Annotated in this window: 24 protein-coding genes; 11 read left to right on the top strand and 13 right to left on the bottom strand. The window is 52.4% G+C overall.

Features of this window, described 5'->3' with window-relative positions; genetic code table 11:
- Positions 1–60: 60 nt before the first annotated feature.
- A complete protein-coding gene (gene rluB, locus ACF8OF_RS14375; protein ID WP_262859399.1) occupies positions 61–993 on the top strand; it encodes a 23S rRNA pseudouridine(2605) synthase RluB in 933 nt (310 codons plus the stop codon).
- 154 nt (positions 994–1,147) lie between these two features.
- A complete protein-coding gene (locus ACF8OF_RS14370) occupies positions 1,148–2,128 on the top strand; it encodes a hypothetical protein (protein ID WP_392497024.1) in 981 nt (326 codons plus the stop codon).
- A 15-nt stretch (positions 2,129–2,143) separates the two neighbouring features.
- On the opposite strand, the gene ACF8OF_RS14365 is transcribed toward ACF8OF_RS14370, so the two are convergent.
- Positions 2,144–2,926, bottom strand: coding sequence for a YciK family oxidoreductase (locus ACF8OF_RS14365; RefSeq protein WP_262864704.1), 783 nt, complete (start codon positions 2,924–2,926; stop codon positions 2,144–2,146).
- A 179-nt stretch (positions 2,927–3,105) separates the two neighbouring features.
- Here ACF8OF_RS14365 and sohB point away from each other — a divergent pair, with 179 nt between their 5' ends.
- On the top strand, positions 3,106–4,158 hold the full coding sequence (sohB, locus tag ACF8OF_RS14360; RefSeq protein ID WP_262859396.1) for a protease SohB: 1,053 nt from the start codon (positions 3,106–3,108) through the stop codon (positions 4,156–4,158).
- Positions 4,159–4,248: 90 nt separating this feature from the next.
- On the opposite strand, the gene ACF8OF_RS14355 is transcribed toward sohB, so the two are convergent.
- Positions 4,249–4,500, bottom strand: coding sequence for a YciN family protein (locus ACF8OF_RS14355; protein ID WP_015422731.1), 252 nt, complete (start codon positions 4,498–4,500; stop codon positions 4,249–4,251).
- Positions 4,501–4,787: 287 nt separating this feature from the next.
- Here ACF8OF_RS14355 and topA point away from each other — a divergent pair, with 287 nt between their 5' ends.
- A complete protein-coding gene (gene topA, locus ACF8OF_RS14350; protein ID WP_392497023.1) occupies positions 4,788–7,376 on the top strand; it encodes a type I DNA topoisomerase in 2,589 nt (862 codons plus the stop codon).
- A gap of 338 nt (positions 7,377–7,714) precedes the next feature.
- Positions 7,715–8,689 carry an HTH-type transcriptional regulator CysB gene (gene cysB, locus ACF8OF_RS14345; RefSeq protein ID WP_262861679.1) on the top strand — a complete coding sequence of 325 codons (975 nt, stop codon included), beginning with the start codon at positions 7,715–7,717 and terminating at the stop codon, positions 8,687–8,689.
- A 131-nt stretch (positions 8,690–8,820) separates the two neighbouring features.
- Here cysB and ACF8OF_RS14340 read toward each other — a convergent pair whose 3' ends face one another.
- Complete coding sequence (locus tag ACF8OF_RS14340) at positions 8,821–9,102, bottom strand: hypothetical protein (protein ID WP_262861680.1); 282 nt, start codon at positions 9,100–9,102, stop codon at positions 8,821–8,823.
- Between the two features lie 286 nt (positions 9,103–9,388).
- Here ACF8OF_RS14340 and acnA point away from each other — a divergent pair, with 286 nt between their 5' ends.
- Positions 9,389–12,061, top strand: a complete 2,673-nt coding sequence (acnA, locus tag ACF8OF_RS14335) for an aconitate hydratase AcnA (protein ID WP_392497022.1) — start codon at positions 9,389–9,391, stop codon at positions 12,059–12,061.
- A 65-nt stretch (positions 12,062–12,126) separates the two neighbouring features.
- On the opposite strand, the gene ribA is transcribed toward acnA, so the two are convergent.
- Positions 12,127–12,735, bottom strand: coding sequence for a GTP cyclohydrolase II (gene ribA / locus ACF8OF_RS14330; protein WP_024473150.1), 609 nt, complete (start codon positions 12,733–12,735; stop codon positions 12,127–12,129).
- A 201-nt stretch (positions 12,736–12,936) separates the two neighbouring features.
- Between ribA and ACF8OF_RS14325 the strand changes: the two genes are divergently transcribed.
- The 5 genes from ACF8OF_RS14325 (at position 12,937) to yciH (ending at position 16,461) form a co-directional block, all read left to right on the top strand.
- Positions 12,937–13,671, top strand: a complete 735-nt coding sequence (locus ACF8OF_RS14325) for a phosphatase PAP2 family protein (RefSeq protein ID WP_262861971.1) — start codon at positions 12,937–12,939, stop codon at positions 13,669–13,671.
- A gap of 186 nt (positions 13,672–13,857) precedes the next feature.
- Entirely contained in the window at positions 13,858–14,163 is a 306-nt protein-coding gene (locus ACF8OF_RS14320; protein WP_262860525.1) for a LapA family protein, read from the top strand.
- Positions 14,164–14,168: 5 nt separating this feature from the next.
- A complete protein-coding gene (lapB, locus tag ACF8OF_RS14315; protein WP_262860526.1) occupies positions 14,169–15,338 on the top strand; it encodes a lipopolysaccharide assembly protein LapB in 1,170 nt (389 codons plus the stop codon).
- A gap of 63 nt (positions 15,339–15,401) precedes the next feature.
- Positions 15,402–16,136 (top strand): orotidine-5'-phosphate decarboxylase, encoded by a 735-nt coding sequence (gene pyrF, locus ACF8OF_RS14310; RefSeq protein WP_262864707.1) that lies wholly within the window; start codon positions 15,402–15,404, stop codon positions 16,134–16,136.
- A gap of 1 nt (position 16,137) precedes the next feature.
- Complete coding sequence (yciH, locus tag ACF8OF_RS14305) at positions 16,138–16,461, top strand: stress response translation initiation inhibitor YciH (protein WP_262860528.1); 324 nt, start codon at positions 16,138–16,140, stop codon at positions 16,459–16,461.
- 34 nt (positions 16,462–16,495) lie between these two features.
- Here yciH and ACF8OF_RS14300 read toward each other — a convergent pair whose 3' ends face one another.
- The 9 genes from ACF8OF_RS14300 to rsxA form a co-directional block, all read right to left on the bottom strand.
- Entirely contained in the window at positions 16,496–16,702 is a 207-nt protein-coding gene (locus tag ACF8OF_RS14300) for a glycine zipper 2TM domain-containing protein (RefSeq protein WP_262860529.1), read from the bottom strand.
- Between the two features lie 212 nt (positions 16,703–16,914).
- Complete coding sequence (locus ACF8OF_RS14295; RefSeq protein WP_279800696.1) at positions 16,915–18,852, bottom strand: exoribonuclease II; 1,938 nt, start codon at positions 18,850–18,852, stop codon at positions 16,915–16,917.
- Between the two features lie 101 nt (positions 18,853–18,953).
- The gene (gene nth / locus ACF8OF_RS14290) at positions 18,954–19,595 is read right to left on the bottom strand and encodes an endonuclease III (RefSeq protein WP_392497021.1); all 642 of its coding nucleotides are present in this window, start codon (positions 19,593–19,595) and stop codon (positions 18,954–18,956) included.
- A 63-nt stretch (positions 19,596–19,658) separates the two neighbouring features.
- Positions 19,659–20,363, bottom strand: a complete 705-nt coding sequence (locus ACF8OF_RS14285; RefSeq protein WP_025153139.1) for an electron transport complex subunit E — start codon at positions 20,361–20,363, stop codon at positions 19,659–19,661.
- The gene (gene rsxG, locus ACF8OF_RS14280) at positions 20,363–20,989 is read right to left on the bottom strand and encodes an electron transport complex subunit RsxG (protein WP_392497020.1); all 627 of its coding nucleotides are present in this window, start codon (positions 20,987–20,989) and stop codon (positions 20,363–20,365) included. The genes ACF8OF_RS14285 and rsxG overlap by 1 nt, the downstream gene beginning before the upstream one ends.
- A complete protein-coding gene (gene rsxD, locus ACF8OF_RS14275) occupies positions 20,986–22,080 on the bottom strand; it encodes an electron transport complex subunit RsxD (RefSeq protein ID WP_262882500.1) in 1,095 nt (364 codons plus the stop codon). Before rsxD ends, rsxG begins: the two co-directional genes overlap by 4 nt.
- 15 nt (positions 22,081–22,095) lie before the next feature.
- Complete coding sequence (rsxC, locus tag ACF8OF_RS14270; protein WP_392497019.1) at positions 22,096–24,552, bottom strand: electron transport complex subunit RsxC; 2,457 nt, start codon at positions 24,550–24,552, stop codon at positions 22,096–22,098.
- Positions 24,553–24,557: 5 nt separating this feature from the next.
- Positions 24,558–25,166 (bottom strand): electron transport complex subunit RsxB, encoded by a 609-nt coding sequence (gene rsxB / locus ACF8OF_RS14265; RefSeq protein WP_262861969.1) that lies wholly within the window; start codon positions 25,164–25,166, stop codon positions 24,558–24,560.
- Positions 25,166–25,747 carry an electron transport complex subunit RsxA gene (rsxA, locus tag ACF8OF_RS14260; protein ID WP_015422727.1) on the bottom strand — a complete coding sequence of 194 codons (582 nt, stop codon included), beginning with the start codon at positions 25,745–25,747 and terminating at the stop codon, positions 25,166–25,168. Before rsxA ends, rsxB begins: the two co-directional genes overlap by 1 nt.
- Positions 25,748–25,963 lie beyond the last annotated feature (216 nt).

The raw sequence follows: 25,963 nt of genomic DNA, 5'->3' as shown, positions 1-25,963 counted from the left end.
GTGTATAATGCTGCGGTTGATTTTTATGACGCCTGTGAAGGCGACAGCAGAGGGTGCTCAATGAGCCAGAAAACAGAAAAGTTACAAAAGGTGTTGGCACATGCAGGGCATGGCTCACGCCGCGAGATTGAAAGTTACATCGAAGCGGGCCGTATCTCCATTGACGGTAAAACCGCCACACTGGGTGACCGTATCGATGTGAATACTAATGCCAAAATCCGCCTCGACGGCCGGGTTTTAGGCATCAAAGATGCACAGAAAAACCCGTGCCGTGTACTGGCGTATTACAAGCCGGAAGGGGAATTATGTACCCGCCACGACCCGGACGGCCGTCCGACGGTTTTCGATCGCCTGCCGCGCATTCAGGGCGCCCGCTGGATTGCGGTCGGCCGCCTGGATGTGAATACCAGTGGTCTGCTGCTGTTCACGACTGACGGGGAACTGGCAAACCGCCTGATGCACCCGAGCCGTGAAGTGGAGCGTGAATATGCGGTCCGCGTCTTCGGTGAAGTGGATGATGCCAAACGTAATCAGCTGCTCAAAGGTGTTCAGCTGGAAGATGGCCCGGCGTCATTCCGTTCGCTGAAATTCAAAGGCGGGGAAGGTATCAACCAGTGGTTTAATGTTTCTCTGACCGAAGGCCGCAACCGCGAAGTCCGCCGGATGTGGGAAGCGGTCGGTGTGCAGGTCAGCCGCCTGATCCGTGTCCGTTACGGCGATATCGATCTGCCGAAAGCGCTGCCGCGCGGCGGATGGGTGGAACTGAATCTGGAAAAAACCAACTATCTGCGTGCGTTGGTGGGACTGCCTGCGGAAACCACCACCAAGGTTTCTGTGGAAAGTGATAAACGCCGGATCAAAGCCAATCAGATCCGCCGTGCGGTAAAACGTCATTCACAAGTCGGCACTACCGCATCAAAACGTCATTCCGGGCGTCCGTCATCAACCCGTCAGGGAACCGGAAATACACAGAAACGCCGTACCGGTAAATAATAATCCGCGTAAAACCGGTATTTTCTGTTATTTCAGCCTGTCTTTGTTCTTATAAACGTTCTGTACCTGCGTACAGGGCGTTTTTTTGTGCAGAGGTCATGCAAATACCCGCAGTGTGGGTTAAAATAATCAAAACCGTATTTCCTGCCGGTGAATGACCGGAAAACAGAGAGATATCTGCGAGGAGATGATTATTGCGATAGCCAGATGCGGTCTGTTAACGCTCATCTTTCTGCTCCCGGGATGTGGTGACAAAACACAGCCCGGCACACCTGAACTGAGCCGGTATTACTACAGTAATATTACCGGGGATGATCTGTTTTTTACGGTAAACGGAAAAAGCTATCACCTTGCACACGGTGCGGAGGGCAGCGTTTATCTGCCGGCCGGCCTCAATAAGCTGGAAACACCGCAGGGACAGCAGATTTCCTTTATGGCTTATCCCGGAAACAGCGGCGGGATCCTCAATCCGTCCCGTGCCCGTTATTATTCCTATACCATTCATGACGGCGATACCCTTTATTCACCGCAATTTAATTCCCGGGTGAAAACATTTAAATTTGACGGTCATTATTATCAGGGGCCGTTACAAACAAGTAATGCCGACGTTATCGATAATAATCTGTTTAAATGCCGGTTTTCTTCCGATGTACCGGATATAAAAGCTGTGCTGGACAGATTTGTTGCCGGGGAAAAAGGAATGATGACAATCTGTATGAATGAAAATGAATTTCGCCGGTTCCTGGAATATAATCCGCGCGGTGTCAGTTTATTACCGGATAATACCGTGGTCACCCCGGAACAGGATGCGGATACCGGTAATACTCTCCGCCTGCATGATATCCGGTTTCAGGATCCGGAATTGCGTGAGGGTGCTGAGGAAATCACGGATATTGTGACGGAGTTCCGGCATCAGACCGATGTGACAAAGAAATATGAAATATACAGCCGTTATCATACGGTATTAATGCGGATGGCTAATCGTTATCGTCAGATATTGCTGCAGAGCGATAAAGAGAACGGGACAGATAAAGAAGAGAGCCGGAAATTCAGTGAATTTGTGCAGGAAACCGGTGAGATTTTCGGTGCCGGGATTTTACTGCTGCAAACGGATGACGCGCTCCCGGCACACTGATATTACTGTTTTTTATTATTCCGCCGGTCCGGCTTTGCGGCCGGGCTGCGCATCATAGCTGATCCCGTTTTTACCGGCACTGTCGTCACACATCACATATAAATAAGTCGGCATAATATCCGCCGGGGTTTTCAGTTTTTCGGAAGCCTCATCCGGAAATGCCCCGGCACGCATGGCAGTACGGGTACCGCCCGGATTAATACAGTTGACGCGCAGACCGGTCCCTTTATATTCCTCAGCCAGAACCTGCATCATGCCTTCAGTGGCAAATTTGGAGACGGCATAGGCACCCCATCCGGCACGGCCTTCGCGGCCGACACTTGATGATGTGAATACCAGTGAGCTTTGCGGGGATTTCAGCAACAGCGGTAACAGTGCCTGTGTCAGGATAAAGGTGCCGTTAACATTCACCTGCATCACCTCCTGCCATAACGGCACCGGCTGCTCTGTGACCGGGGCGACCACACCCAGAATACCGGCATTGTGCAGCACGCCGTCGAGGCGCGGAAAGTCCTGTGCCAGTGCGGCGGCGAACTGACGGCTTTGCGCTTCTGTCAGTGTCAGCAAATCCTGCTGATAAATGTGCGGTACTGACCCGTAACGCTGTGTTATCTCGTCACGGACGGTCTGTAATTTGGATTCGGTCCTGCCGGTCAGGATCAGTTCCGCGCCGTAGCGGGCATAGGTCAGGGCAGCTTCACGGCCGATCCCGTCACCGGCACCGGTGATCAGTATGATTTTAGTTTTCAGTGCGTCAGGAGAGGACGGGGAAAAACGGGATACATCATTATTATGCATGGTGATAACTCCGGAAAAACGAATGGACGGATATCACATACCAGGAAGGCGGTGAACCCGTTTTCATCATACCGTCCTCAGGGCGTGATTGCCATCAAGGGTTACAAAACTAGTTGAGCATTTATCAGATTTTTTAGTTAAAATAGCGCCATTCAATTTAACAGCATTAAGGTGTGCCGGTGGAGTTTCTCTCACAATACGGTTTATTTCTTGCAGAAACCGTAACTATTGTTCTGGCAATCATTGCCATTGTCGTGTTCTTTGTCATGCTCAGCATCCGTAAAGGGCAGTCTCTGGGTAAATTACGTCTGACGGATCTGGGTGAAAACTACCGTGACAGACAGCGTGAAATGCAACATGCCCGCATGAGCGAAGCAGAGCAGAAAGTCTGGAATAAAGCATTTAAAAAACAACAAAAAAACGAAGATAAAAAAGACAAAAGCAACGCCAAAAACGGGCAGACCCGTCTGCGCAAATCCTGCATTTATGTGATCGATTTTAAAGGCAGCCTGGATGCACACGAAGTGGAATCGCTGCGTGAAGAAATCACCATTATTCTGTCTGTGGCTGAACCGGGTCTGGATGAAGTGCTGGTGCGTCTGGAAAGCCCGGGCGGACTGGTGCATGCCTACGGTCTGGCCGCTGCTCAGCTGACCCGTCTGCGTGAGAAAAATATCCGTATCACCATTGCGGTGGATAAAGTCGCGGCCAGCGGGGGTTATATGATGGCGTGTGTGGCGGATAAAATTGTGGCTGCGCCGTTTGCGATTATCGGCTCGATTGGTGTGGTGGCACAGGTGCCTAACATCCATCGTCTGCTGAAGAAAAATGATATTGATGTGGAAATGCATACAGCTGGTCAATATAAACGCACACTGACATTCATCGGGCAAAATACCGATGAAGGCCGTGAGAAATTCCAGCAGGAGCTGGATGAAACGCACGTTCTGTTCAAAAACTTTGTTTCTCAGAACCGTCCGTCTCTGGACATTGATAAAGTGGCAACCGGTGAACACTGGTACGGTACTCAGGCAAAAGCGCTGGGGTTGGTTGATGATCTGGCAGTCAGTGATGATTTAATTGTTGCCGCAATCCCTGACCACGAAGTCATTCAGGTGCGTTATTTCCGCCGTAAGCGTCTTATCGATAAAATCACCCAGAGTGTGATGATGAGTGCTGACCGCCTTATTCTCCGCTGGTGGCAGCGCGGGAATGGCCCGGTCGGGAAATAACCGTCGCAATATAAATAACGGCAGCCCGGGCTGCCGTTATTCTTTGCGGATTATTATTATCCTGCCGGTGATGATTCCGGCATCCGCCGGTTAATCCGCCAGATGATATTGTTCTGACAGAACGTGAGCAAGATGTTTAAACATATTAAAGACGGCTGCACTTTTGAGTGTCGGCAGGCCCTGGTCGTCTAAAAAGTATTCACCTTTAAAAACCAATACGCCGGATTTCTGTTCAACATCATCAGCCTGCATACCTTCCAGAAAATCTTCATGTTCCTGTATGATTTTATTGGCTTTTTCTAACAACTCTTGTTTGCTGATGGCGATGGTTTCTTTTTGCATTCTGTGAACTCCTTTGAAAAATAATTTGTTGCGCATCACTATTTATCAGGTAGAGTGTGAACTTTTCAAGAGCCCCGCAATGTGGCGGGAAGACTATTTGCGTAATACACTCCGGTGACGGCGATATTAAAAATACATCATTTCCTGACAGATGTTTTGAGTTGAAACAAAGCATTAGTATAAAAAGAGTTGATCTATTACGAAAGTGCCTCAATATAAAAGGCAGTGTATTTAACGCAAAAATTGGCGTTTTTATAATCGCCCCGAAAATTTAGGTAATGATAATTATGGGTAAAGCTCTTGTCATCGTGGAGTCCCCGGCAAAAGCCAAAACGATTAACAAGTATCTCGGTAAAGACTACGTGGTGAAATCCAGCGTCGGTCATATCCGGGATCTGCCGACGAGTGGTTCAGCGAGCCGTAAACCCGCTGCTGCAGGCGATAAAACGAAAAAAGTTAAAAAAGACGAACGCACAGCGCTGGTCAGCCGGATGGGTGTTGACCCGTACCACGGCTGGGAAGCGGATTATCAGATTCTGCCGGGCAAAGAAAAGGTTGTGTCTGAATTACAGCATCTGGCTGCCGATGCATCACACATCTATCTCGCAACGGACCTTGACCGCGAAGGGGAAGCCATTGCATGGCACCTGCGGGAAGTGATCGGCGGTGATGACAGCCGTTTCAGCCGGGTGGTGTTTAACGAAATCACCAAAAATGCGATAAGCCAGGCATTTGAACAGCCGGGCGAACTGAATATTGACCGGGTGAATGCCCAGCAGGCGCGCCGCTTTATGGATCGCGTGGTGGGTTACATGGTTTCTCCGCTGCTGTGGAAGAAAATTGCCCGTGGTTTATCCGCCGGTCGTGTGCAGTCTGTCGCAGTGCGTCTGATTGTTGAACGTGAACGTGAAATTAAAGCGTTTGTGCCGGAAGAGTACTGGCAGATCCATGCACTGTTGTCTGATAAAAAAGATCAGCTGCGCATGGAAGTCGTACAGGAAAACGGAAAAACGTTCAAAGCAGTTAATGAAAAACAGGCGCATGCTGCTGTCAGCAAGTTACAGGCCGCCACATTTAAAATTATTGACCGAGAAGACCGCCCGACCTCCAGCAAGCCGGGGGCGCCGTTTATTACCTCCACGCTCCAGCAGGCCGCCAGTACACGCCTGAGCTTTGGTGTGAAGAAAACCATGATGATGGCACAGCGTCTCTATGAGGCCGGTCACATCACCTATATGCGTACCGATTCCACCAACCTGAGCCAGGATGCCATTACGATGGCGCGTGACTATATTACTGAGAATTTCGGTAATAAATATTTGCCTGCCTCAGCGAATCTGTACAGCAACAAAGAGAATTCCCAGGAAGCGCACGAAGCTATCCGTCCGTCTGATATCGCTGTTACGGAAGAGATGCTCAAGGATATGGAGCCGGATGCGCGCCGTCTGTATCAGCTGATCTGGCGTCAGTTTGTCGCGTGTCAGATGACACCGGCAAAATACGATTCCACCACACTGATCGCGGAAGCGGGTGACTTTATACTGAAAGCCAAAGGACGCACACTGCGTTTCGATGGCTGGACCAAAGTGATGCCTGCTCTGCGTAAGAATGATGATGATAATACGCTGCCTGCGATTGCGCCGGGTACAGTTATGACGTGCGAAGCGATTGAACCTGTACAGCATTTTACCAAGCCGCCTGCACGTTTCAGTGAGGCATCGCTGGTTAAAGAGCTGGAAAAACGCGGTATTGGTCGTCCGTCCACCTATGCGTCAATTATTTCCACTATTCAGGATCGCGGTTATGTGAAAGTGGAAAACCGCCGTTTCTATGCCGAGAAAATGGGTGAAATAGTCACCGATCGTCTCGAAGAAACCTTTGCGGAACTGATGAACTACGACTTTACCGCGCGGATGGAAAATCAGCTTGACCATATCGCTAACAATGAAGCGAAATGGAAATCCGTGCTGGATGAATTCTTTGCCGATTTCAGCAAACAGCTGGATAACGCGGGCAAAGATCCGGAAGAAGGCGGCATGCGGACGAACCCGATGGTTATCACCTCGATCATCTGTCCGACCTGTTCCCGTCCGATGGGGATCCGTACCGCCTCCACCGGGGTATTCCTGGGCTGTTCCGGTTATGCGCTGCCGCCGAAAGAACGCTGCAAGCAGACTATCAACCTGATCCCGGAACACGAAATCCTCAATATCCTTGAAGGGGATGATGCGGAAACCAACGCACTGCGTGCCCGCCGCCGCTGCCCGAAATGCGGCACGGCGATGGACAGCTACCTGATTGACACCGGCCGTAAACTGCATGTCTGCGGTAATAACCCGGAATGTGAAGGGTACGAAGTTGAAGAGGGCGAATTCCGCATTAAAGGGTATGACGGCCCGGTCGTTGAGTGTGAAAAATGCGGCTCTGAGATGCACCTGAAAATGGGGCGTTTCGGTAAATATATGGGCTGCACCAACGATGAGTGTAAAAACACCCGTAAAATTCTGCGTAACGGCGAAGTGGCTCCGCCGAAAGAAGATCCGGTACCGTTACCGGAGCTGCCGTGCGAGAAGTCAGATGCGTACTTTGTACTGCGTGATGGTGCAGCGGGGATTTTCCTGGCGGCACATAACTTCCCGAAATCACGGGAAACCCGCGCACCGCAGGTGGCAGAACTGGTTCGCTTTAAAGATCGTCTGTCTGAGAAAATGCGTTATCTGGCGGAAGCGCCGGTGGCAGATCCGGACGGTAACCCGACCACGGTCCGCTGGAGCCGCAAAACCAAACAGCAGTATGTGGCATCCGATAAAGACGGCAAAGCAACCGGCTGGTCTGCATTCTATATCGACGGTAAATGGGTTGAAAAATCCAAATAATTTGTCGTTATAATATCGGCGGTCAGGTAACAGTAAAAACCGGTCAGGATCGTAAACTGACCGGTTTTTTTACATCCAAACGGCAGTCATTCCTTTTGGTTATAAGTATTGATGAAAATAACCTAAGAAGGTATAGCCGCGATTTTCCGCGCTTTGCTGAGAAATGAGCAGTATCAGGGCATTGAGCTGTTATTTTTTGACTGGTGCCGGTGCATTTTTTGTTATATCGTCACTGAATAGAATAACGTTATAACAATTTACTCACTTATTCTTTTTTGTAATAATAAAGATGAAAAAGGAGTAAGCAATGTCAAACCTGCACGGAAAGGAATAAGCGGATGAAATTACAGCAGCTGCGCTATATTGTGGAAGTGGTCAATCATAATCTGAATGTTTCCTCAACCGCCGAGGGGTTGTACACATCACAGCCCGGTATCAGTAAGCAGATCCGGATGCTGGAAGATGAGCTGGGCATGCAGATTTTTGCCCGCAGCGGTAAACATCTGACCCATGTGACACCGGCCGGGGAATCCGTTATTCGTATCTCCCGCGAAGTGCTGGCCAAAATTGATGCCATCAAAGCCGTCGCCAGTGAGCACACCTATCCGGAGCAGGGCACCCTGAGTATTGCCACAACACATACCCAGGCACGTTACGCACTGCCGCCGGTGATTAAAGGCTTTATTGAGCGTTACCCGCACGTTTCCCTGCATATGCATCAGGGCACCCCGACACAGATAGCCGAGGATGTCTGCAAAGGTAATAGCGATTTTGCTATCGCGACAGAAGCCCTGCATCTGTATAACGATTTGATTATGCTGCCGTGCTATCAGTGGAACCGGGCTGTTGTGGTCCGCCGTGATCATCCGCTGGCGCAGCGGCGTGACCTGACTATTGCCGATATTGCAGAATATGAGATTGTTACCTATACCCACGGTTTCACCGGTCGCTCCGAGCTGGACAGTACCTTTGAAAAGCAGGGGCTGAAGCCGAAAGTGGTCTTTACCGCAACCGATGCGGATGTGATTAAGACCTATGTCCGTCTCGGGCTCGGGATCGGGATTATTGCCAGTATGGCGGTTGACCCGGAAACGGATAAAGATCTTGTCAGTATCGATATGCGGGACAAATTCAGCTACAGCACCACAAAGATCGGATTCCGGCGCGGCAGTTTCCTGAGAACCTATATGTATGATTTTATGTGGCGTTTCGCACCGCATCTGACGCGGGATGTGGTAGATAAAGCCATAGCGCTGCGCAATAATGACGACATCGAAGCCATGTTTAAAGACATTCGGCTGCCGATTGTCTGAATGGGGGTTATCCGCTCCGGCAGGCGCTGAAAACAGGTAAATGATAATAGTCAGGCCACCCGTCAGGTGGCTTCTTTATATTACCGGAGCCTGTGCCGGTAATATAATAAGCTGGTTACTCTGCTTAAGTGTCATTTTACAATGCTGATCACCTTTTTGGTTGTATTGGCTTTTTTCTCAATAGTCTCTTTTTTTTCCAGACTGTCATTTTTGATTTTTTTTGAATCGATATTTAGTGCATCATCGATTTGATGTGTTGTCTGAGTTTTAACGGCTTTTTTCGTGTCACAGCTACCCGAAATTCCGATTTTTTGATCAAGCATTTTGTTACGGGCCGCTTTTTTGAAATCACATTCAGCAAGCGCCGGGGCAGATAATATAAGAAGTGAAATTAATAACCCTATTTTTTTCATGAGCGATATCCTTAAATTAAAGGCAGATTGTAGAGTAAAGCAACAATGGCACAAGAAAATAAGTGTCACAAAATTTTAGCTGCCGGCGACAAAAGAAAGCGGATATTACATTGCCGGGAACCGGGTATATTCCGGATACAGTATCCGGAAAAATGGTTAGTTTTTGTTACATTGAGTTAACAAATTGTGTGGCTGCCCCCGCAAAGATGACGGGAATATGGTATCTTTATAGTGAAAATAATAAGGAAGATATCTGTTTAACCCGGACACACTGTGTGGAGGCGTTATGTCGTTAACCTTAAAGCAACAATGTGAGACCCTGCTGACAGCGGGCGGAAAACACTACCATATCTATCATCTCTCCCGCCTGGCGGAACAGCTCGGCAATCTTGATAAACTTCCCAAATCCCTGAAAGTGCTGGCTGAAAACCTGTTGCGAAATCTCGACGGCGACAGTGTGCAGGTGCGTGATTTACAGGCACTGATTAACTGGCAGAAAACCGGCACCGCTGATCATGAAATTGCCTTCCGGCCTGCCCGTGTGCTGATGCAGGATTTTACCGGTGTCCCGGCGGTGGTGGATCTGGCGGCGATGCGTCAGGCTATCCGCGTGCTGGGCGGCGAAGAAAACAAGGTCAATCCGCTGTCACCGGTCGATCTGGTTATCGACCATTCGGTGATGGTGGATGAATATGCCAGTGAGCAGGCTTTTGCCGATAACGTGGCGATTGAAATGTCACGTAATAACGAACGTTACCGCTTTCTGCGCTGGGGGCAACAGGCCTTTGACCGCTTCCGGGTGGTGCCGCCGGGAACGGGGATCTGCCACCAGGTCAATCTTGAGTACCTCGGGAAATCCGTCTGGTATGAAACCCGTGACGGTAAAACCTATGCCTATCCGGATACCCTGGTCGGGACGGATTCCCATACCACCATGATTAACGGCCTCGGCGTGCTGGGCTGGGGCGTGGGCGGTATTGAAGCGGAAGCCGCGATGCTCGGACAGCCGGTGTCGATGCTGATCCCGGATGTGGTCGGGTTTAAACTGACCGGCCGTTTACGTGAGGGGATCACCGCCACGGATCTGGTACTGACGGTGACACAAATGCTGCGCAAACACGGCGTGGTGGGCAAATTTGTCGAGTTCTGGGGTGACGGTCTGGCGCAGTTGCCGCTGGCTGACCGTGCCACGATTGCCAATATGGCACCGGAGTACGGTGCAACCTGTGGTTTCTTCCCGGCAGATGAGGTCACACTCAGTTATATGCGTCTGACCGGGCGCAGTGATGACGAAATCGCGCTGGTGGAAGCGTACTGCAAGGAGCAGGGATTGTGGCGTCACGAGGGGGATGAACCGCGCTTTACTTCCGGGCTGGCGCTGGATCTGGCGGATGTGCAAACCAGCCTGGCCGGGCCGAAACGTCCTCAGGACAGGGTGGTGCTGGCGCAGGTGCCGGGCGCATTTCAGGCGGCAGTTGATCTGGAACTGAATAAAAAATCCCCGGCGGTGAAAGTACCTGTCTCTCAGCATGGTGACGATTTCACCCTTGAGGACGGTGCTGTGGTGATTGCCGCCATTACATCCTGTACTAACACCTCTAACCCCGGTGTGCTGATGACGGCCGGTTTGCTGGCCAAAAATGCGGTTGAAAAAGGTCTGATCCGCAAGCCGTGGGTGAAAACCTCTCTGGCGCCCGGTTCGAAAGTGGTGACAGATTACCTGCATGCCGCCGGATTCACGCCGTATCTGGATCAGCTGGGATTTAATCTTGTCGGTTATGGTTGTACTACCTGTATCGGTAACTCAGGGCCGCTGGATGCGGAAATCGAAACGGCCATTAAAGAGAATGACCTGACGGTCGGTGCCGTGCTGTCCGGTAACCGTAACTTTGAAGGGCGTATCCATCCGCTGGTGAAAACCAACTGGCTGGCCTCTCCGCCGCTGGTGGTCGCTTATGCACTGGCCGGCAATCTGCACTGTAATCTGGAAACCGATCCGCTGGGTTATGATAAACAGGGCAAGCCGGTGTTATTAAAAGATATCTGGCCGGATAATGCCGCGATTGCCGCTGCGGTGGAAAAAGTGAAAACGGAGATGTTCCGCAAAGAGTACTCGGCAGTGTTTGACGGGGATGAGCAGTGGCAGTCACTGCCGGTGGAAAATACACCGACTTACCAGTGGCAGCCGGATTCCACCTATATCCGCCATCCGCCGTATTTTGAAGGCATGCCGGTTTCCCCGGCACCGGTAAACGATGTGAAACAGGCGCGGATTCTGGCGATCCTCGGTGATTCTGTCACTACTGACCATATCTCCCCGGCGGGGAACATCAAAGCAGACAGCCCGGCAGGGCGTTATTTACAGGCACACGGCGTGAAACCGGCGGATTTTAACTCCTACGGTTCAAGGCGCGGCAACCATGAAGTGATGGTACGCGGGACGTTTGCCAATATCCGTATCCGCAATGAAATGGTGCCGGGTACGGAAGGCGGATTTACCCGCCATATTCCATCCGGGGAAACACTGGCTATCTTTGATGCTGCGATGCGTTATCAGGAATCAGAGACACCCCTGGTGGTGATAGCCGGGAAAGAGTACGGTTCCGGATCCAGTCGTGACTGGGCAGCAAAAGGCACCAATCTGCTGGGTGTGAGAGTGGTGCTGACGGAATCCTACGAACGTATTCACCGCTCTAACCTGATCGGTATGGGTATTTTGCCGCTGGAGTTTCCGGCAGGAACAGATCGCCGTACGCTGGGTCTGACCGGGGATGAGCTGATTGATGTCGGCGGCCTGAACAGCATCACACCAAAACAGATTGTGCCGGTGAAAATTACGCATGCGGACGGACGGGTGACAGAGCTGAATGCCTTGTGCCGTATCGACACACAGACGGAGCTGGAATATTACCGTCACGGCGGCATCCTCTGTTATGTGATCCGGCAGATGCTGGCGTAACCTGTTCAGACGGGTGAAAACAAAGCGCGGTATTTTTGCCGCGCTTTTCTGTTTTTGCAGGTGGATCAGTGATTACAGCCCGGAGACTGGCACAGCATGTGACCCATTTTCTCCGCTTTGGTATCCAGATAGTGGGCATTAGCCGGATTACGGCCGACAATCAGCGGTACGCGTTCAGTAATGTTGATCCCGGCCTGAGTCAGAATCTCGACTTTTTCCGGGTTATTGGTCAGCAGGCGGATAGCGTGTACATCCAGCAGTTTGTACATATCAGCGCACAGCGTGAAATCACGCTCATCCGGAGCGAACCCCAGCTTCTGGTTGGCTTCAACGGTATCCAGTCCGGTATCCTGTAATGCATAGGCACGGATTTTATTCAGCAAGCCAATATTACGGCCTTCCTGACGGTGATACAGCAATACACCACGGCCTTCTTCCGAGATCTGTTTTAAGGCAGCTTCCAGCTGAAAACCACAGTCGCAGCGCAGGCTGAACAGCGCGTCACCGGTTAAACATTCCGAATGGACCCGGGATAACACCGGTTCATCACCGCTGATATCACCGAACACCAGTGCCACGTGATCGTGACCCGTGGCAATTTCTTCAAATCCGACCATCAAAAATTCCCCGAACGGGGTAGGTAATTTTGCCTGTGCGACACGTTTTAACTGCAACTCTTTATTCATGATTTATTAACTCATTGATATAAATATCTTTATTTAAACGCACATAATCGTATTGGCGATGTTATTATCTGCGTTGCCCGGGAAATGAAACTGACATTCCCTTTCCGGGTCAAATAACTGAACATGACCATAGTAGTACATCAGTTTGACAAAAATAATATTTATTTTTAACGGAATAATTCAACCCGGATGAAAAACCTGACAAAACCTTTTATTGCCGGTGTCATATTGCTGATGCTGGTACCGCTGGTAACATTGCTCACCGGCTGGCGCTGGCAGCCATCAGGTGATGATGACCTGCTGCGCGGCCTGCGGTATCTGACTGACACGGCGGCGTATCCGCTGGCGATTATCGTATCACTCATTTTTTGTATCCTGTTTGTCCGTTTGTTTCGCGGCAGCAGAAAACAGGCACTGCGCGCGGCAGCACTGATCCTGGTGGTGGTGGCTGCGGGACAGGGCATCAAAGTAGCGATGAAAAACACGATTAAAGAGCCGCGCCCGTATGTGGTCTGGCTGGCACAGCAAAATAGTGTGTCAGAAAACGAATTTTATGACCTTTCCCGGAAAGCGCGGGCACAACTGCTGAATAATACCGTGAAAAATCATTATCAGGTGCCCGGCTGGCTCCTGAAGCACTGGAAGAGCGAAACCGGCTATGCATTTCCGTCCGGTCATGCACTGTTTGCCAGTGCGTGGGCGCTGATACTCTTTGTGTTTTTCACGGCACAGGGCCGCCGCGGGCTGGCCGGTGTGATTCTTCTGTGGGGGATCCTGACGGAATACAGTCGTCTGGCGCTGGGGATGCACTGGCCGTCTGATATCATGATGTCGGTGATGATTAATGTGATCCTGGCAGGGCTGTTTTTCATCTGGCTCAGTAAACAACGTGAAAATGGCGTGCAGCTGCCACCACAGGCCTGAAATCATGTTATTATAGGGTGTATAAAACGTGTTACCGTTATTCTGTGCGGATACCGGCAGAAAAGCGGAAAAAACTCGGGAACACAACAAATTACTTTTATTCCCCCCGGGGGAAATGGTAACTTAAGGGATTAGTGCGTCTGCAAGAAGCAGGCGTGAAATGCAAGCCTGATAATAGGAACGCCGGTGAAATATTTTCTGATTTTTATCCTTGTACTGGTGGTTTTCATCATTTCGGTGACACTGGGCGCAAATAACGATCAGGTAGTCACATTTAATTATCTGATTGCGCAGGGACAGTATTCTGTATCCACCTTGCTGGCCGTACTGTTCGGTCTCGGTTTTGTGCTGGGCTGGATTGTCTGCGGTCTGTTTTATTTACGTCTGCGGTTGTCGCTGGCACATGCACGGCACCGGATCAAACGTCTGGAAGCTGACCAGACGGTGCAGTCTTCCGGTTCGGTTGTGCTGCGGGACACCACTAAGGAATAAGCATTATGCTTGAGCTGTTGTTTCTTCTGTTGCCCATTGCTGCCGCATACGGCTGGTATATGGGGCGGCGCAGCGCGCAGCAGAATCAACAACAACATGCTGACCGCCTGTCACGTGACTATGTGGCAGGCGTAAACTTTTTGCTTTCCGATCAGCAGGATAAAGCGGTTGATTTGTTCCTTGACATGCTGAAAGAAGACAGTTCTGCGTTTGAAGCTCACCTGACTCTCGGCAATCTGTTCCGTTCGCGCGGTGAAGTGGAACGCGCCATCCGCATCCATCAGTCGCTGATGGAAAGTGCCTCTCTCTCCTATGAACAACGTCTCCTCGCCACACAACAGCTGGGCCGCGATTATGTGGCCGCCGGGGTTTATGACCGGGCGGAAGCCCTGTTTTTACAACTGATTGATGAGGCGGATTTCAGACAAAGTGCGCTTCAGTCGCTGTTATCGATTTATCAGTCTACCAGCGACTGGAGCAAAGCGATTGATATCGGGGAAAAACTGCTGAAACACGGCGACGCCGGGCAGCGGGAGAATATCGCTAATTTCTATTGTGAACTGGCATTACAGGCGCTGGGCAGTGATAACACGGACGGGGCATTTGCGTATCTCGCCAAAGCTGCCGGGGCGGATAAAAACTGTGCCCGCGTGTCGATTATGCAGGGGCGCATTCATATTGAACGGGCGGAATACAGCAAGGCTGTCACTGTGCTCAAGCGGGTGTTTGAACAGGATAAAGAAATGGTCAGTGAAACACTGCCGATGCTGGAAACCTGTTACACCCACCTTGATCAGCCGGCGGAATGGGCAGAGTACCTGCTGCTTTGTTCGGATGAAAATATAGGTGCGATTGCCGAACTCTATCTTGCGGATATTATTGAACAGCAGGAAGGGCCGGAGATGGCGATCACTTATGTCAACCGGCAGTTGCAGCGCCATCCGACCATGCGTCTGTTCTGCCGCCTGATGGAATATTATCTGTCAGAGGCGGAGGAAGGGCGTGCCAAAGAGAGCCTCGGTCTGCTGCGTAACATGGTCGGCGAACAAATCCGGACCAAACCGGATTACCGCTGCGGCAAATGCGGATTTACATCACACGCCCTGTACTGGCACTGCCCGTCCTGCCGGTCATGGGATACGATCAAGCCTATCAGAGGGCTGGACGGACAGTGACAACGTCACACTCACCCGTAATTATTTACCCGAATAAACTCACCAACCACAGGTAATTCATTCATGACATCTCTTCCTTCGCATACAGGTCGTGCAGATATCGCATCGCCTGTTATTGTTGCGCTCGATTACGACAACCCGGACGATGCGCTGGCTTTCGCTGACCGTATTGATCCGGCACAGTGCCGTCTGAAAGTCGGTAAAGAGCTGTTTACCTTCTGCGGGCCGGAATGTGTCCGGGCATTGCAGCAGCGCGGGTTTGAGGTCTTTCTTGACCTGAAATTTCATGATATTCCGAATACCGCAGCGCATGCGGTACGGGCAGCAGCTGAGCTGGGTGTGTGGATGGTTAATGTCCATGCGGCAGGCGGTGAGCGGATGATGGCGGCAGCAAAAGAGATCCTGCTGCCGTACGGCAACGATGCACCACTGCTGATTGCGGTAACCGTTCTGACCAGCATGGAGCAGCCCGACCTGGCCGGAACCGGTATTGATGCCACACCGGCAGAGCACGCGCTGCGTCTGGCAAAATTAACGCAGAACTGCGGGCTGGATGGTGTGGTGTGTTCTGCACACGAAGCAAAACTGATGAAAGAAACGCTGGGCCGGGAATTTAAACTGGTTACACCGGGTATCCGTCCTGAAGGCAGTGATGCCGGTGATCAGCGCCGTATCATGACACCACCGCAGGCGATCAGCGCCGGGGTGGATTATATGGTTATCGGGCGGCCCATTACCCGCAGTGATGACCCGCAGGCGGCTTTGCAGGCCATTAATGCTTCAGTGGGAGTGTTATAAGATGGACAATAATTCACGACTGGTTTATTCCACGGACACCGGCCGTATTGATGAGCCGGAAGTCAAAGCGGCGCGCCCGAAAGGCGACGGCATTGTCCGCATTCAGCGCCAGACCAGCGGCCGGAAAGGTAAGGGCGTGTGTCTGATCACCGGTATTGATTTGGATGATACGGCGCTGAGCAAACTGGCGGCAGATCTGAAAAAACGCTGCGGTTGCGGTGGTGCGCTGAAAGACGGTGTTATTGAAATTCAGGGCGATAAGCGCGATCTGCTGAAGCAACTGCTGGAAGAGAAAGGTTTTAACGTCAAACTGGCGGGCGGCTGATATCATGATAAGGCGTCCGTTGCGGACGCCTGTGTTACTTTCCTGCCTCGTTGCCGATAATCCCGCCGACAGCGGCACCACCGACCGTCCCCAAACCGGAACCGTCCGTCAGGATCGCACCGCTGATCGCGCCTAGCTCAGCACCAATAGCAGTATCCTTTTCCTGTTCTGACAGGTTTTTACAGCCGCTGAGTGCCAGCAAGCCACCGGCTATGAGCAATACCACTACTGTTTTCTTCATCTTATTTTCCCGCCTGTTATTCTGTACTGTCACTATAACAACCATGTTATTAATTTCTATCCATATGATTTAAATAAAATTTAAATTCTGCTGAATACGTGAATGAAGCAGATTAATGATAAAAACAACGGCGGGTTATGAGTGAAGCGTATAAAAAAACCGCCGTTAATACAAAACGGCGGTTTTTATCGGTCAGGGATTCCGGTACCGGATCAGAGCGGGCGTGCCAGAATACTGCGGGTTTCCATCTTCACTTCCTCAACTTTCACCGGAATGATGTCATTGAGGCGGTAACGGACTTCGCCTTTAATCAGTACTGAGCCGGTTTCCTGGCTGCACTGGAGTTCATCTTTGACGGGATGAATAAAGGTGCCCGGGATAAAGGCAACGGCACCGTTATCTGTCAGGCGGACACGGACACCTCCACGGGTGATATCAATGATCTCCGCCGGGAACGCGGTATCTGTACCGGCATACGGTTGCAGATAACGGGCATATAACCAGTCACCGACATCACGCTCTGCCATGCGGTTGGCACGGCGGCGCTCTGCCAGGTGCTCGGCCAGGGCTTCAGCCGGTTTTTCCGCAGACTGACCGGCGATAATAGCTTTCAGCAGACGGTGATTAACAATATCACTGTATTTACGGATAGGGGATGTCCAGGTCGCATAACCATCCAGTCCCAGGCCAAAGTGCGGGCCTTTTTCCATGCGGACTTCGGCAAAGGTCTGGAAGCGGCGGATACGGCTGTCGAGGAACTGCGTTGGCTGGTTATCCAGCTCCCGGCGCAGACGGCAGAAACCGTCGAGAGTCAGTAATTCTTCCGCACTGAAGTGAATACCGTTTTCGGCGAGCAGGGCAACGGCCTGACTGATGGTCAGCGGATCCAGCCCGGTGTGCACGTTATAAACACCAAAGCCGAGTTTTTTATCCAGAACCTGCGCGGCACAGATATTGGCGGTGATCATCGCTTCTTCCACAATGCGGTTGGCACTGCGGCGCTGTTCCGCCACGATATCTGTCACTACGCCGTTTTCATCAAGGATAAAACGGTAATCAGGACGATCTTTAAAGACCAGAGCATGAGTTTCACGCCAGTGATGGCGGCGCTGATACATATCCTGCAACAGGGAAATCTGACGGCGGATCGTTTCATCCGTTGTCACGCGGTCAGCCACCCCTTCCAGCAGATCGGAAACATCGTCATAAGCCAGCTTGGCTTTGGATTCAACCCAGGCAGCGAAGAACACGGCATCATCCGCCAGAGAGCCATCTTCATTAACAGACACCTGACACACCAGCGCCGGACGGCGCACATGCGGATGCAGTGAACACAGGTCATCAGACAGGTTACGCGGCAGCATCGGGATATTAAAGCCCGGCAGATAGTTGGTAAATGCCCGTTTATGGGCAATAGCGTCCAGCTCGCTGCCGGCCGGGATGTAGCTGGTCGGGTCAGCAATCGCAATGGTCAGCTGAAGCTGATTGTTATCACCGGTAGTGATGTAGAGTGCATCATCCATATCTTCGGTGGATGCACTGTCGATAGTGACAAAATCCAGATGTGTCAGGTCAGTGCGCGGCAGATCATCATCCGCCATCGTTACCTCAACCGGCTCAGGTTCTTTCAGAGCGTGCTGGTGACGGGTCAGCGTGACCCACCATGGTGCATAATGGTCATCGGCATCAGTGATAAACCCGGTAATTTCCGCGTGGAAGCTGCGATCACCCTTCAGAGGATGGCGGCGCATTTCCGCAACCGCCCAGTCACCCTGACGAAACTCATGATCAACGCCCTTTGCCGGACGGCAGGGAATGGCGTCTTTTAACAGCGGATGATCAGGAATGATCCAGAGACGGTCATCATTTGCTTTGCGCTGCACACGGCCGACAAATCTGTCCAGAAATGGGGTGACCAGAGCTTCCGGCTCTGCCACATCTTTATTATTCACCGTGTGAATAGCCGCTGTGATGCGGTCGCCGTGCATGACTTTTTTCATCTGCGGCGGCGGAATAAAATAGGATTTTTGTCCGTCAACTTCCAGGAAACCGTAGCCTTTATCGGTACTTTTTACGATCCCTTCGACACGCAGTGTTTTATCGTGGAGCTGTTGTTTTAGCTGAGCTAACAGCGGGTTATCTTGAAACATAGGTTCCCGTACTGGTTGGGTGAGCGAATTTAAGGTTATTTTTACGCGAATTTACGCTGCCCGCAAGCACAGAGGACAATTTCTGTTTAAAGCGCAGCAGATTAATCTTCCGGATACACTTTTTCGCTGAATTCACACAAATCCTCAATGATGCATGAACCGCAGCGGGGCTTGCGGGCAACACAGGTGTAACGCCCGTGCAGTATAAACCAGTGGTGGCAGTCAACTTTAAATTCTGCCGGAACAACCCGCAATAATTTTTGTTCCACTTCATCCACGTTTTTACCGGGGGCAAATTTTGTGCGGTTACAGACACGAAAAATATGGGTATCAACAGCGATAGTCGGCCAGCCGAACGCAGTATTGAGTACCACATTGGCGGTTTTCCGTCCCACACCGGGCAGTGCCTCAAGTGCGGCTCTGTCTTCCGGCACCTCGCCGTTGTGCAGCTCAACCAGCATCCGGCAGGTTTTGATCACATTTTCTGCTTTGGTATTAAATAATCCGATGGTTTTAATATAGGATTTCACGCCGTCCACACCCAAATCCAGGATAGCCTGCGGCGTATTGGCAACAGCATACAGCGGTCGGGTGGCTTTATTGACACTGACATCCGTTGCCTGGGCGGATAATAAGACGGAGATCAGTAATTCAAACGGAGAATCAAACAGCAGTTCGGTGGTGGGTTGCGGGTTGTTGTCCCGCAGGCGGATCAGGATTTCAATACGTTTTTCTTTATTCATAACGACATTGGCTCATTCATGATAAAAGCAGATTCCGGGAAAGGAATCTGCTTAATGATACAGTTATTTGACCAGATGGCTTCCGCATCCTTTTTCTGTTTCATATTGCGGAGCGGCAGGCGCATTTTTGCGCTTTTTCATTTTCTCATCAATCAGATACTTACCCGCCAGCATTAAGCCCAGCCCGATAAAGGCCCCCGGCGGCAGCATCGCCAGCAGGAACGGGGTATCAAGGTGCAGCACATCGATACGCAGTATTTTTGCCCAGTCACCGAGCAGCAGATCCGCACCGTCAAACAGGGTGCCGTTGCCGAGGATTTCGCGCATGGCACCGAGCACAAACAGCGCGGCGGTGGCACCAAGCCCCATTGCCAGGCCGTCAATCGCAGAAGGATAAACGGCATTTTTGGCAGCAAAGGCTTCGGCACGGCCAATAACAATACAGTTGGTCACAATCAGCGGGATGAATATACCGAGCGACTGATATAAGCCGAAAGCATAGGCGTTGATCAGCAGCTGCACTGCGGTCACCACAGAGGCAATCAGCATCACATAGATAGGAATGCGGATTTCTGATGGGATCCAGCGGCGCAGCGCGGAAACCGCCACGTTAGTGCAAATCAGCACCAGCGTGGTGGCCAGCCCCAGACCCAGCGCGTTGGTAACAGTAGAGGAGACCGCCAGCAGCGGACACAGCCCCAGCACCTGGACGAGGGCGGAGTTGTTCTTCCATAATCCGTCGGCGAATAATTCTTTAATCTGACTCATTATTCTGCTCCGCATTGAGGTAAATTGTTCAGCAGCGGCGGCAGTGTCTGCATATAATCCGCTGTTGCGCGGACAGCATTGACGACTGCACGCGGCGTGATGGTGGCACCGGTGAACTGATCAAAATCCCCGCCGTCTTTTTTCACTGCCCAGTGAGGGTCATCGGCGGATTCAATCTGTTTGCCGCTCAGTGACATGATCCAGTCTGAAATCCGGGTATCAATTTTATCACCCAGCCCCGGTGTCTCTTTGTGTTCGGTGACACGGGAGCCGAGGACGGTGCGGTTAAAATCAGCGGCAACCAGCAGCTGAATATTGCCGGAATAGCCATCCGGTGCGGTGGATTCCAGCACAGCGGCGACCGGTGTGCCGTCTTTGCGGGCAATATACAGGCGGTGCGGCAGCGCATTGCCCAGTACCGGATCGGTGACCAGATAGCACTCTGCAATCACATCATTATTATAAACCGATTCCGGCAGGATTTCGGCAAACAGCGCCTTTTGCTGTGCGGCGGCCTGCTTATCAATTTCCGGTTTTGTCAGAGTATAGACAAAACCGCTCAGCCCGGTGGTACCGGCGGCAAACAGCGCGAGGATCACCCCGTAACGGCGTAATGTTGCGATCATTTGTTCCCCCGTTTGTGCCCGTAAACACGCGGTTGTGTGTAGGTATCGATCAGCGGTACGGTGATATTGGCCAGCAGAACGGCAAATGCCACTGCATCCGGATAACCACCGTAAACACGGATAATCCACAGCAGAAGGCCGATCAGCATCCCGTATATCAGACGACCGCGCGGCGTGGTGGAGGCGGTGACCGGGTCGGTGGCGATAAAAAATGCCCCGAGCATGGTGGCCCCGGAAAACAGCTGAATAACCGGGGTGGTGAAATGTGATGGATCAATCAGATAGCCGATGGCGGACAGTACCGCGAGTGTTCCCAGTATGGCAACCGGGATCTGCCAGGCAATCACTTTGCGGTTGAGCAGAATGCAGCCACCAATCAGGTAACCGATATTCACCCACTGCCAGCCAATACCGGCGACAGAGCCCTGTAAAACAGGCTGTATCAGGATCTCTGACATGTCGCGGGTCAGCAGGCCGGTTTTGAAGCTGTCGAGCGGGGTCGCCTGGCTCATGCCATCCGCGCCGGCACGTAACTGCTCAAGTGTTAAGCCGCCATCAGATAACCCGGTGAAAATCACATGCAGACTGTCACTGAGTGAAACCGGGGTGATTTGCAGACTCTCCGGCGGCAGCCAGCTGGTCATCTGTACCGGGAAGGAGATCAGCAGTACCACATAACCGACCATTGCCGGGTTAAACGGGTTTTGCCCGAGGCCTCCATATATATGTTTGGCAATAATCACGGCAAAGAATGTACCGATAACAATGATCCACCACGGTGCCAGCGGCGGAATACTGACAGCCAGCAGCACCGCCGTGACCAGTGCGGAGTTATCTTTCAGATACGGCATCACCGGCTGATTGCGCAGCCGGATAGCAATACTCTCAGTGACCAGCGCAGTCACAACCGCAATCAGAATCTGAAACAGGGTACCGGTGCCGAAAAACCAGAGTTGAGCGGCAACTCCCGGGATCATAGCAATCACCACCCACAGCATGATGGCGGATGTGTTGTCGCGGTTATGCGTAAACGGTGATCCCGCAATTTTCAGCCGGTGCGGGGCGTTTGAGGAAACGGGCCTAAATTTCATGCTTATTTCGCTTCATTAATCAGTGGTTTCTTCAGAATGTTGTGCAGCAGCCTGAGCGGCTTTCTTCGCTTTGGCGCGGGCAATAGCAGCAGCGACAGCGGCTTTGCGCGGATCCGTTTCTGATTCCGCTGCCGGTTGTGCAGCTTCCGCCGGTGCTTCGGCTGCCTGAGCGGCTTTCTTCGCTTTGGCACGGGCTATCGCGGCAGCAACAGCGACTTTGCGCGGATCCGTTTCTGATTCCGCTGCCGGTTGTGCAGCTTCCGCCGGTGCTTCGGCAGCCTGCGCGGCTTTCTTCGCTTTGGCACGGGCAATGGCAGCAGCGACAGCCGCTTTGCGCGGATCCGTTTCTGATTCCGCTGCCGGTTGTGCAACTTCCGCCGGTGCTTCGGCTGCCTGCGCGGCTTTCTTCGCTTTGGCACGGGCTATCGCGGCAGCAACAGCCGCTTTGCGCGGATCCGTTTCTGTTTCTGTTGCCGGTTGTGCAGCTTCCGCCGGTGCTTCGGCAGTTTGCGCGGCTTTTTTCGCTTTGGCACGGGCTATCGCAGCAGCAACAGCGGCTTTGCGCGGATCCGTTTCTGTTTCTGTTGCCGGTTGTGCAGCTTCCGCCGGTGCTTCGGCAGCCTGAGCGGCTTTCTTCGCTTTGGCACGGGCTATCGCGGCAGCGACAGCGGCTTTGCGCGGATCCGTTTCTGTCTCTGCAGCCGGTTGTGCAGCTTCCGCCGGTGCTTCGGCAGCTTGCGCGGCTTTTTTCGCTTTGGCACGGGCAAGGGCGGCAGCCACTGCGGCTTTACGCGGATCGGTATCTGTCTCTGTTGCCGGTTGTGTGGCGTCAGCCGCGAGAGCCGCTTTCTCTGCCTGACGTGCGCGTGCCTGTGCTTTACGGGCTTCACGGGCAGCAATTACGGCGCTGTTATCCGGTAAGACGGACGGATTAACAGAAATCGTCATCCCTGCATTACTGTCCTTGGCTTTCACACGGGCAAGGGCGGCGTTGATAGCGACACTGTCTTTTTCATCTACCTGAACAGCCGCATTTTTATGACGGGCTTCGCGGGCTTCTTTTTCCCGTGCCATTCGTGCCTGTTTGGCTTCAAAGCGGATTTTGGCATCGGCAGCGCGTTGGGCTTCTTCGCGGATCTCAATAACCTGTGCTTTTTCCTGACGGTAATACTGCACCAGCGGGATGTTGCTCGGGCAGACCCAGGCACAGGCACCGCATTCGATGCAGTCAAACAGATGGTGTTGCTCTGCTTTTTCGTGTTCGTTACCTTTACTGAACCAGTAGAGCTGCTGCGGCAGCAATCCGGCCGGACAGGCATCCGCACAGTGACTGCAACGAATGCAGGCTTCTTCCGGCGCAGCAGGCTCCATCTCATTTGTGGTCGGTGCCAGAATGCAGTTACAGATTTTCACCACCGGCACATCCAGATCCGGCAGGGTAAAGCCCATCAGCGGGCCACCCATCACAACCATTTGTTCATGCTGCGGATGGAAATCAGCCTGTTGCAGCAGGAAACGGACCGGTGTACCGAGTCGTGTCCAGAAGTTGCCCGGTGATCCGACCGCTTCGCCGGTCACGGTTACCACGCGCCGGATCAGCGGTTCGCCGTCGGTAATAGCGCGTTTGATGGCAACCACGGTTCCGACGTTCTGCATCAGTACGCCGATATCAGAAGAACGTCCGCCGGACGGCACTTCGCGGCCGGTGAGGATTTTGGTCAGCTGTTTGGCACCGCCGGACGGGTATTTGGTTGGGATCACCCGCACGAAAATCTGTTTTTCACCGGCAGTAACCTCGCGCAGTGCGGCGATCGCCTCGGGTTTATTGTCTTCAATGCCGATAAGCACCTGTTCCGGTTCCAGAAGGTGCATCAGAATACGGATGCCGGTGAGAATTTCCCCGGCATGCTCCTGCATCAGACGGTCATCCGCCGTGATATAAGGCTCACACTCCGCCGCATTGATAATCAGGATGCGGATAAGATCACCGCCGCCTTTCAGCTTGCTGGCGGTCGGGAAACCCGCGCCGCCGAGACCGGCAATCCCGGCCTGATGAATACGGTCAGTGAGTTCCGTTTTGGCGAGAGCAGTGAAATCCGTGGTTTTTTCTGCCGGATACGGGGTATCCAGCCCGTCAGTCCGGATGCGGACACACGGCGCGGTCAGCCCGGACGGATGCGCGGTCACACAAGGCTCCACAGCGGTCACGGTGCCGGATGATGAGGCATGCACCGGCAGGCTGCGGCCGGTTCCGCGTGTCAGCGGCTGACCTTTCAGAACATGGTCGCCGGGGCTGACCAGTACATCACCTTCGTTGCCGATATGCTGCTGCAACGGAATAATCAGTTCGTCCGGTACCGGGCATACCCGCATCGGTGTCCGGCTGGACTGTAATTTCATTTCCGGCGGATGAATGCCGCCGTCAAAATCCCATACCCGGTCTTTTTTCAGAAAATTGAGCAAATTGAACATAAAACTTACGACGCCTCAATCTGAACAGGTTTGACAGGAGTACTGCGGGTATCCGCCGGAATATTTCTGACCGGAATGGTGTTTAAATCCCACTTCCAGTTACGCGGGGTGACGGCGACCGGGATCATCTCAATGCAATCTGTCGGGCAGGGGGCGACACACAGGTCACACCCGGTACAGAGATCTTCAACCACGGTGTGCATGGCGCGGGTGGCACCGATAATCGCATCCACCGGACACGCCTGAATACATTTGGTGCAGCCGATGCACTGGTCTTCGTGAATAAAGGCCACTTTGCGCACCGGGTTGAGTACGGATTCGTCACCGTCGAGCGGTTGCGGATCCACACCCAGCATATCCGCCAGTTTCAGCATCACCTGTTCGCCGCCGGGGGCACAGCGGTTTATTGCGCCGCCATTGGCAACCGATTCCGCATACGGGCGGCAGCCCGGAAAACCACACTGCCCGCACTGACTCTGCGGCAGAATGTCATCAATTTTATCCACAATGGGATCTTCCTCCACTTTAAACCGGCGGGAGGCGTAACCCAGTATCAGACCGAATGCCAGACCCAGCAGGCTGAGTACGGCAACGGCAATCCAAATCATTGTCATCAGAATTTCACCAGACCACTGAAGCCCATAAAGGCCAGAGACATCAGACCGGCAGTGACCAGCCCGACAGACGCCCCGCGGAAAGGCGCGGGCACATCTGCCGTTGCCAGCCGCTCACGGATAGCGGCAAACAGCACCATCACCAGGGAGAAACCGGCTGCCGCACCAAAGCCGTAAACGGCGGATTGCAGGAAATTATGCGACAGATTGATATTCAGCAGCGCCACGCCGAGAACCGCACAGTTGGTGGTGATCAGCGGCAGGAAGATCCCGAGCAGCCGGTAGAGTGCCGGGCTGGTTTTACGTACCACCATTTCGGTGAACTGCACCACCACGGCGATCACCAGGATAAAGCTCAGTGTGCGCAGATAGAGAATATCCAGCGGGATCAGGATAAAGGTGTCCATCAGCCACGAGCAGACGGAAGCGAGTGTCATCACAAACGTGGTGGCAAACCCCATGCCTATCGCGGTTTCCAGCTTTTTGGAGACCCCCATAAAGGGGCATAATCCTAAGAATTTGACGAGTACGAAGTTGTTAACCAGCACCGTCCCGACAAAAAGTAATAAGTAGTCAGCCATTACAATGCCCAAAGCGAGTCTTTAAAAACAGTCAAATAAAGCACATAAAAAACCGGGATCCCCGGTAAGCGGGGTGAATAATAGCAATCCCCGGGCATCCGGGGTTATCGGGATTGTGTGAAAGCACGGATAACTGTGTGTATCAGAATGAAAAAGCGGCAAAACTGACGAAAACCGGGCACAGTATTTGCGTCACGGAATCAGTTAGTGGTACTT

It is taken from the genome of Morganella sp. TYF_1, assembly GCF_043105645.1.
Classification (GTDB): domain Bacteria; phylum Pseudomonadota; class Gammaproteobacteria; order Enterobacterales; family Enterobacteriaceae; genus Morganella; species Morganella morganii_B.
The sequence above is the reverse complement of the archived record's forward strand: the minus strand, read 5'-3'. Positions and strand labels throughout refer to the sequence as shown.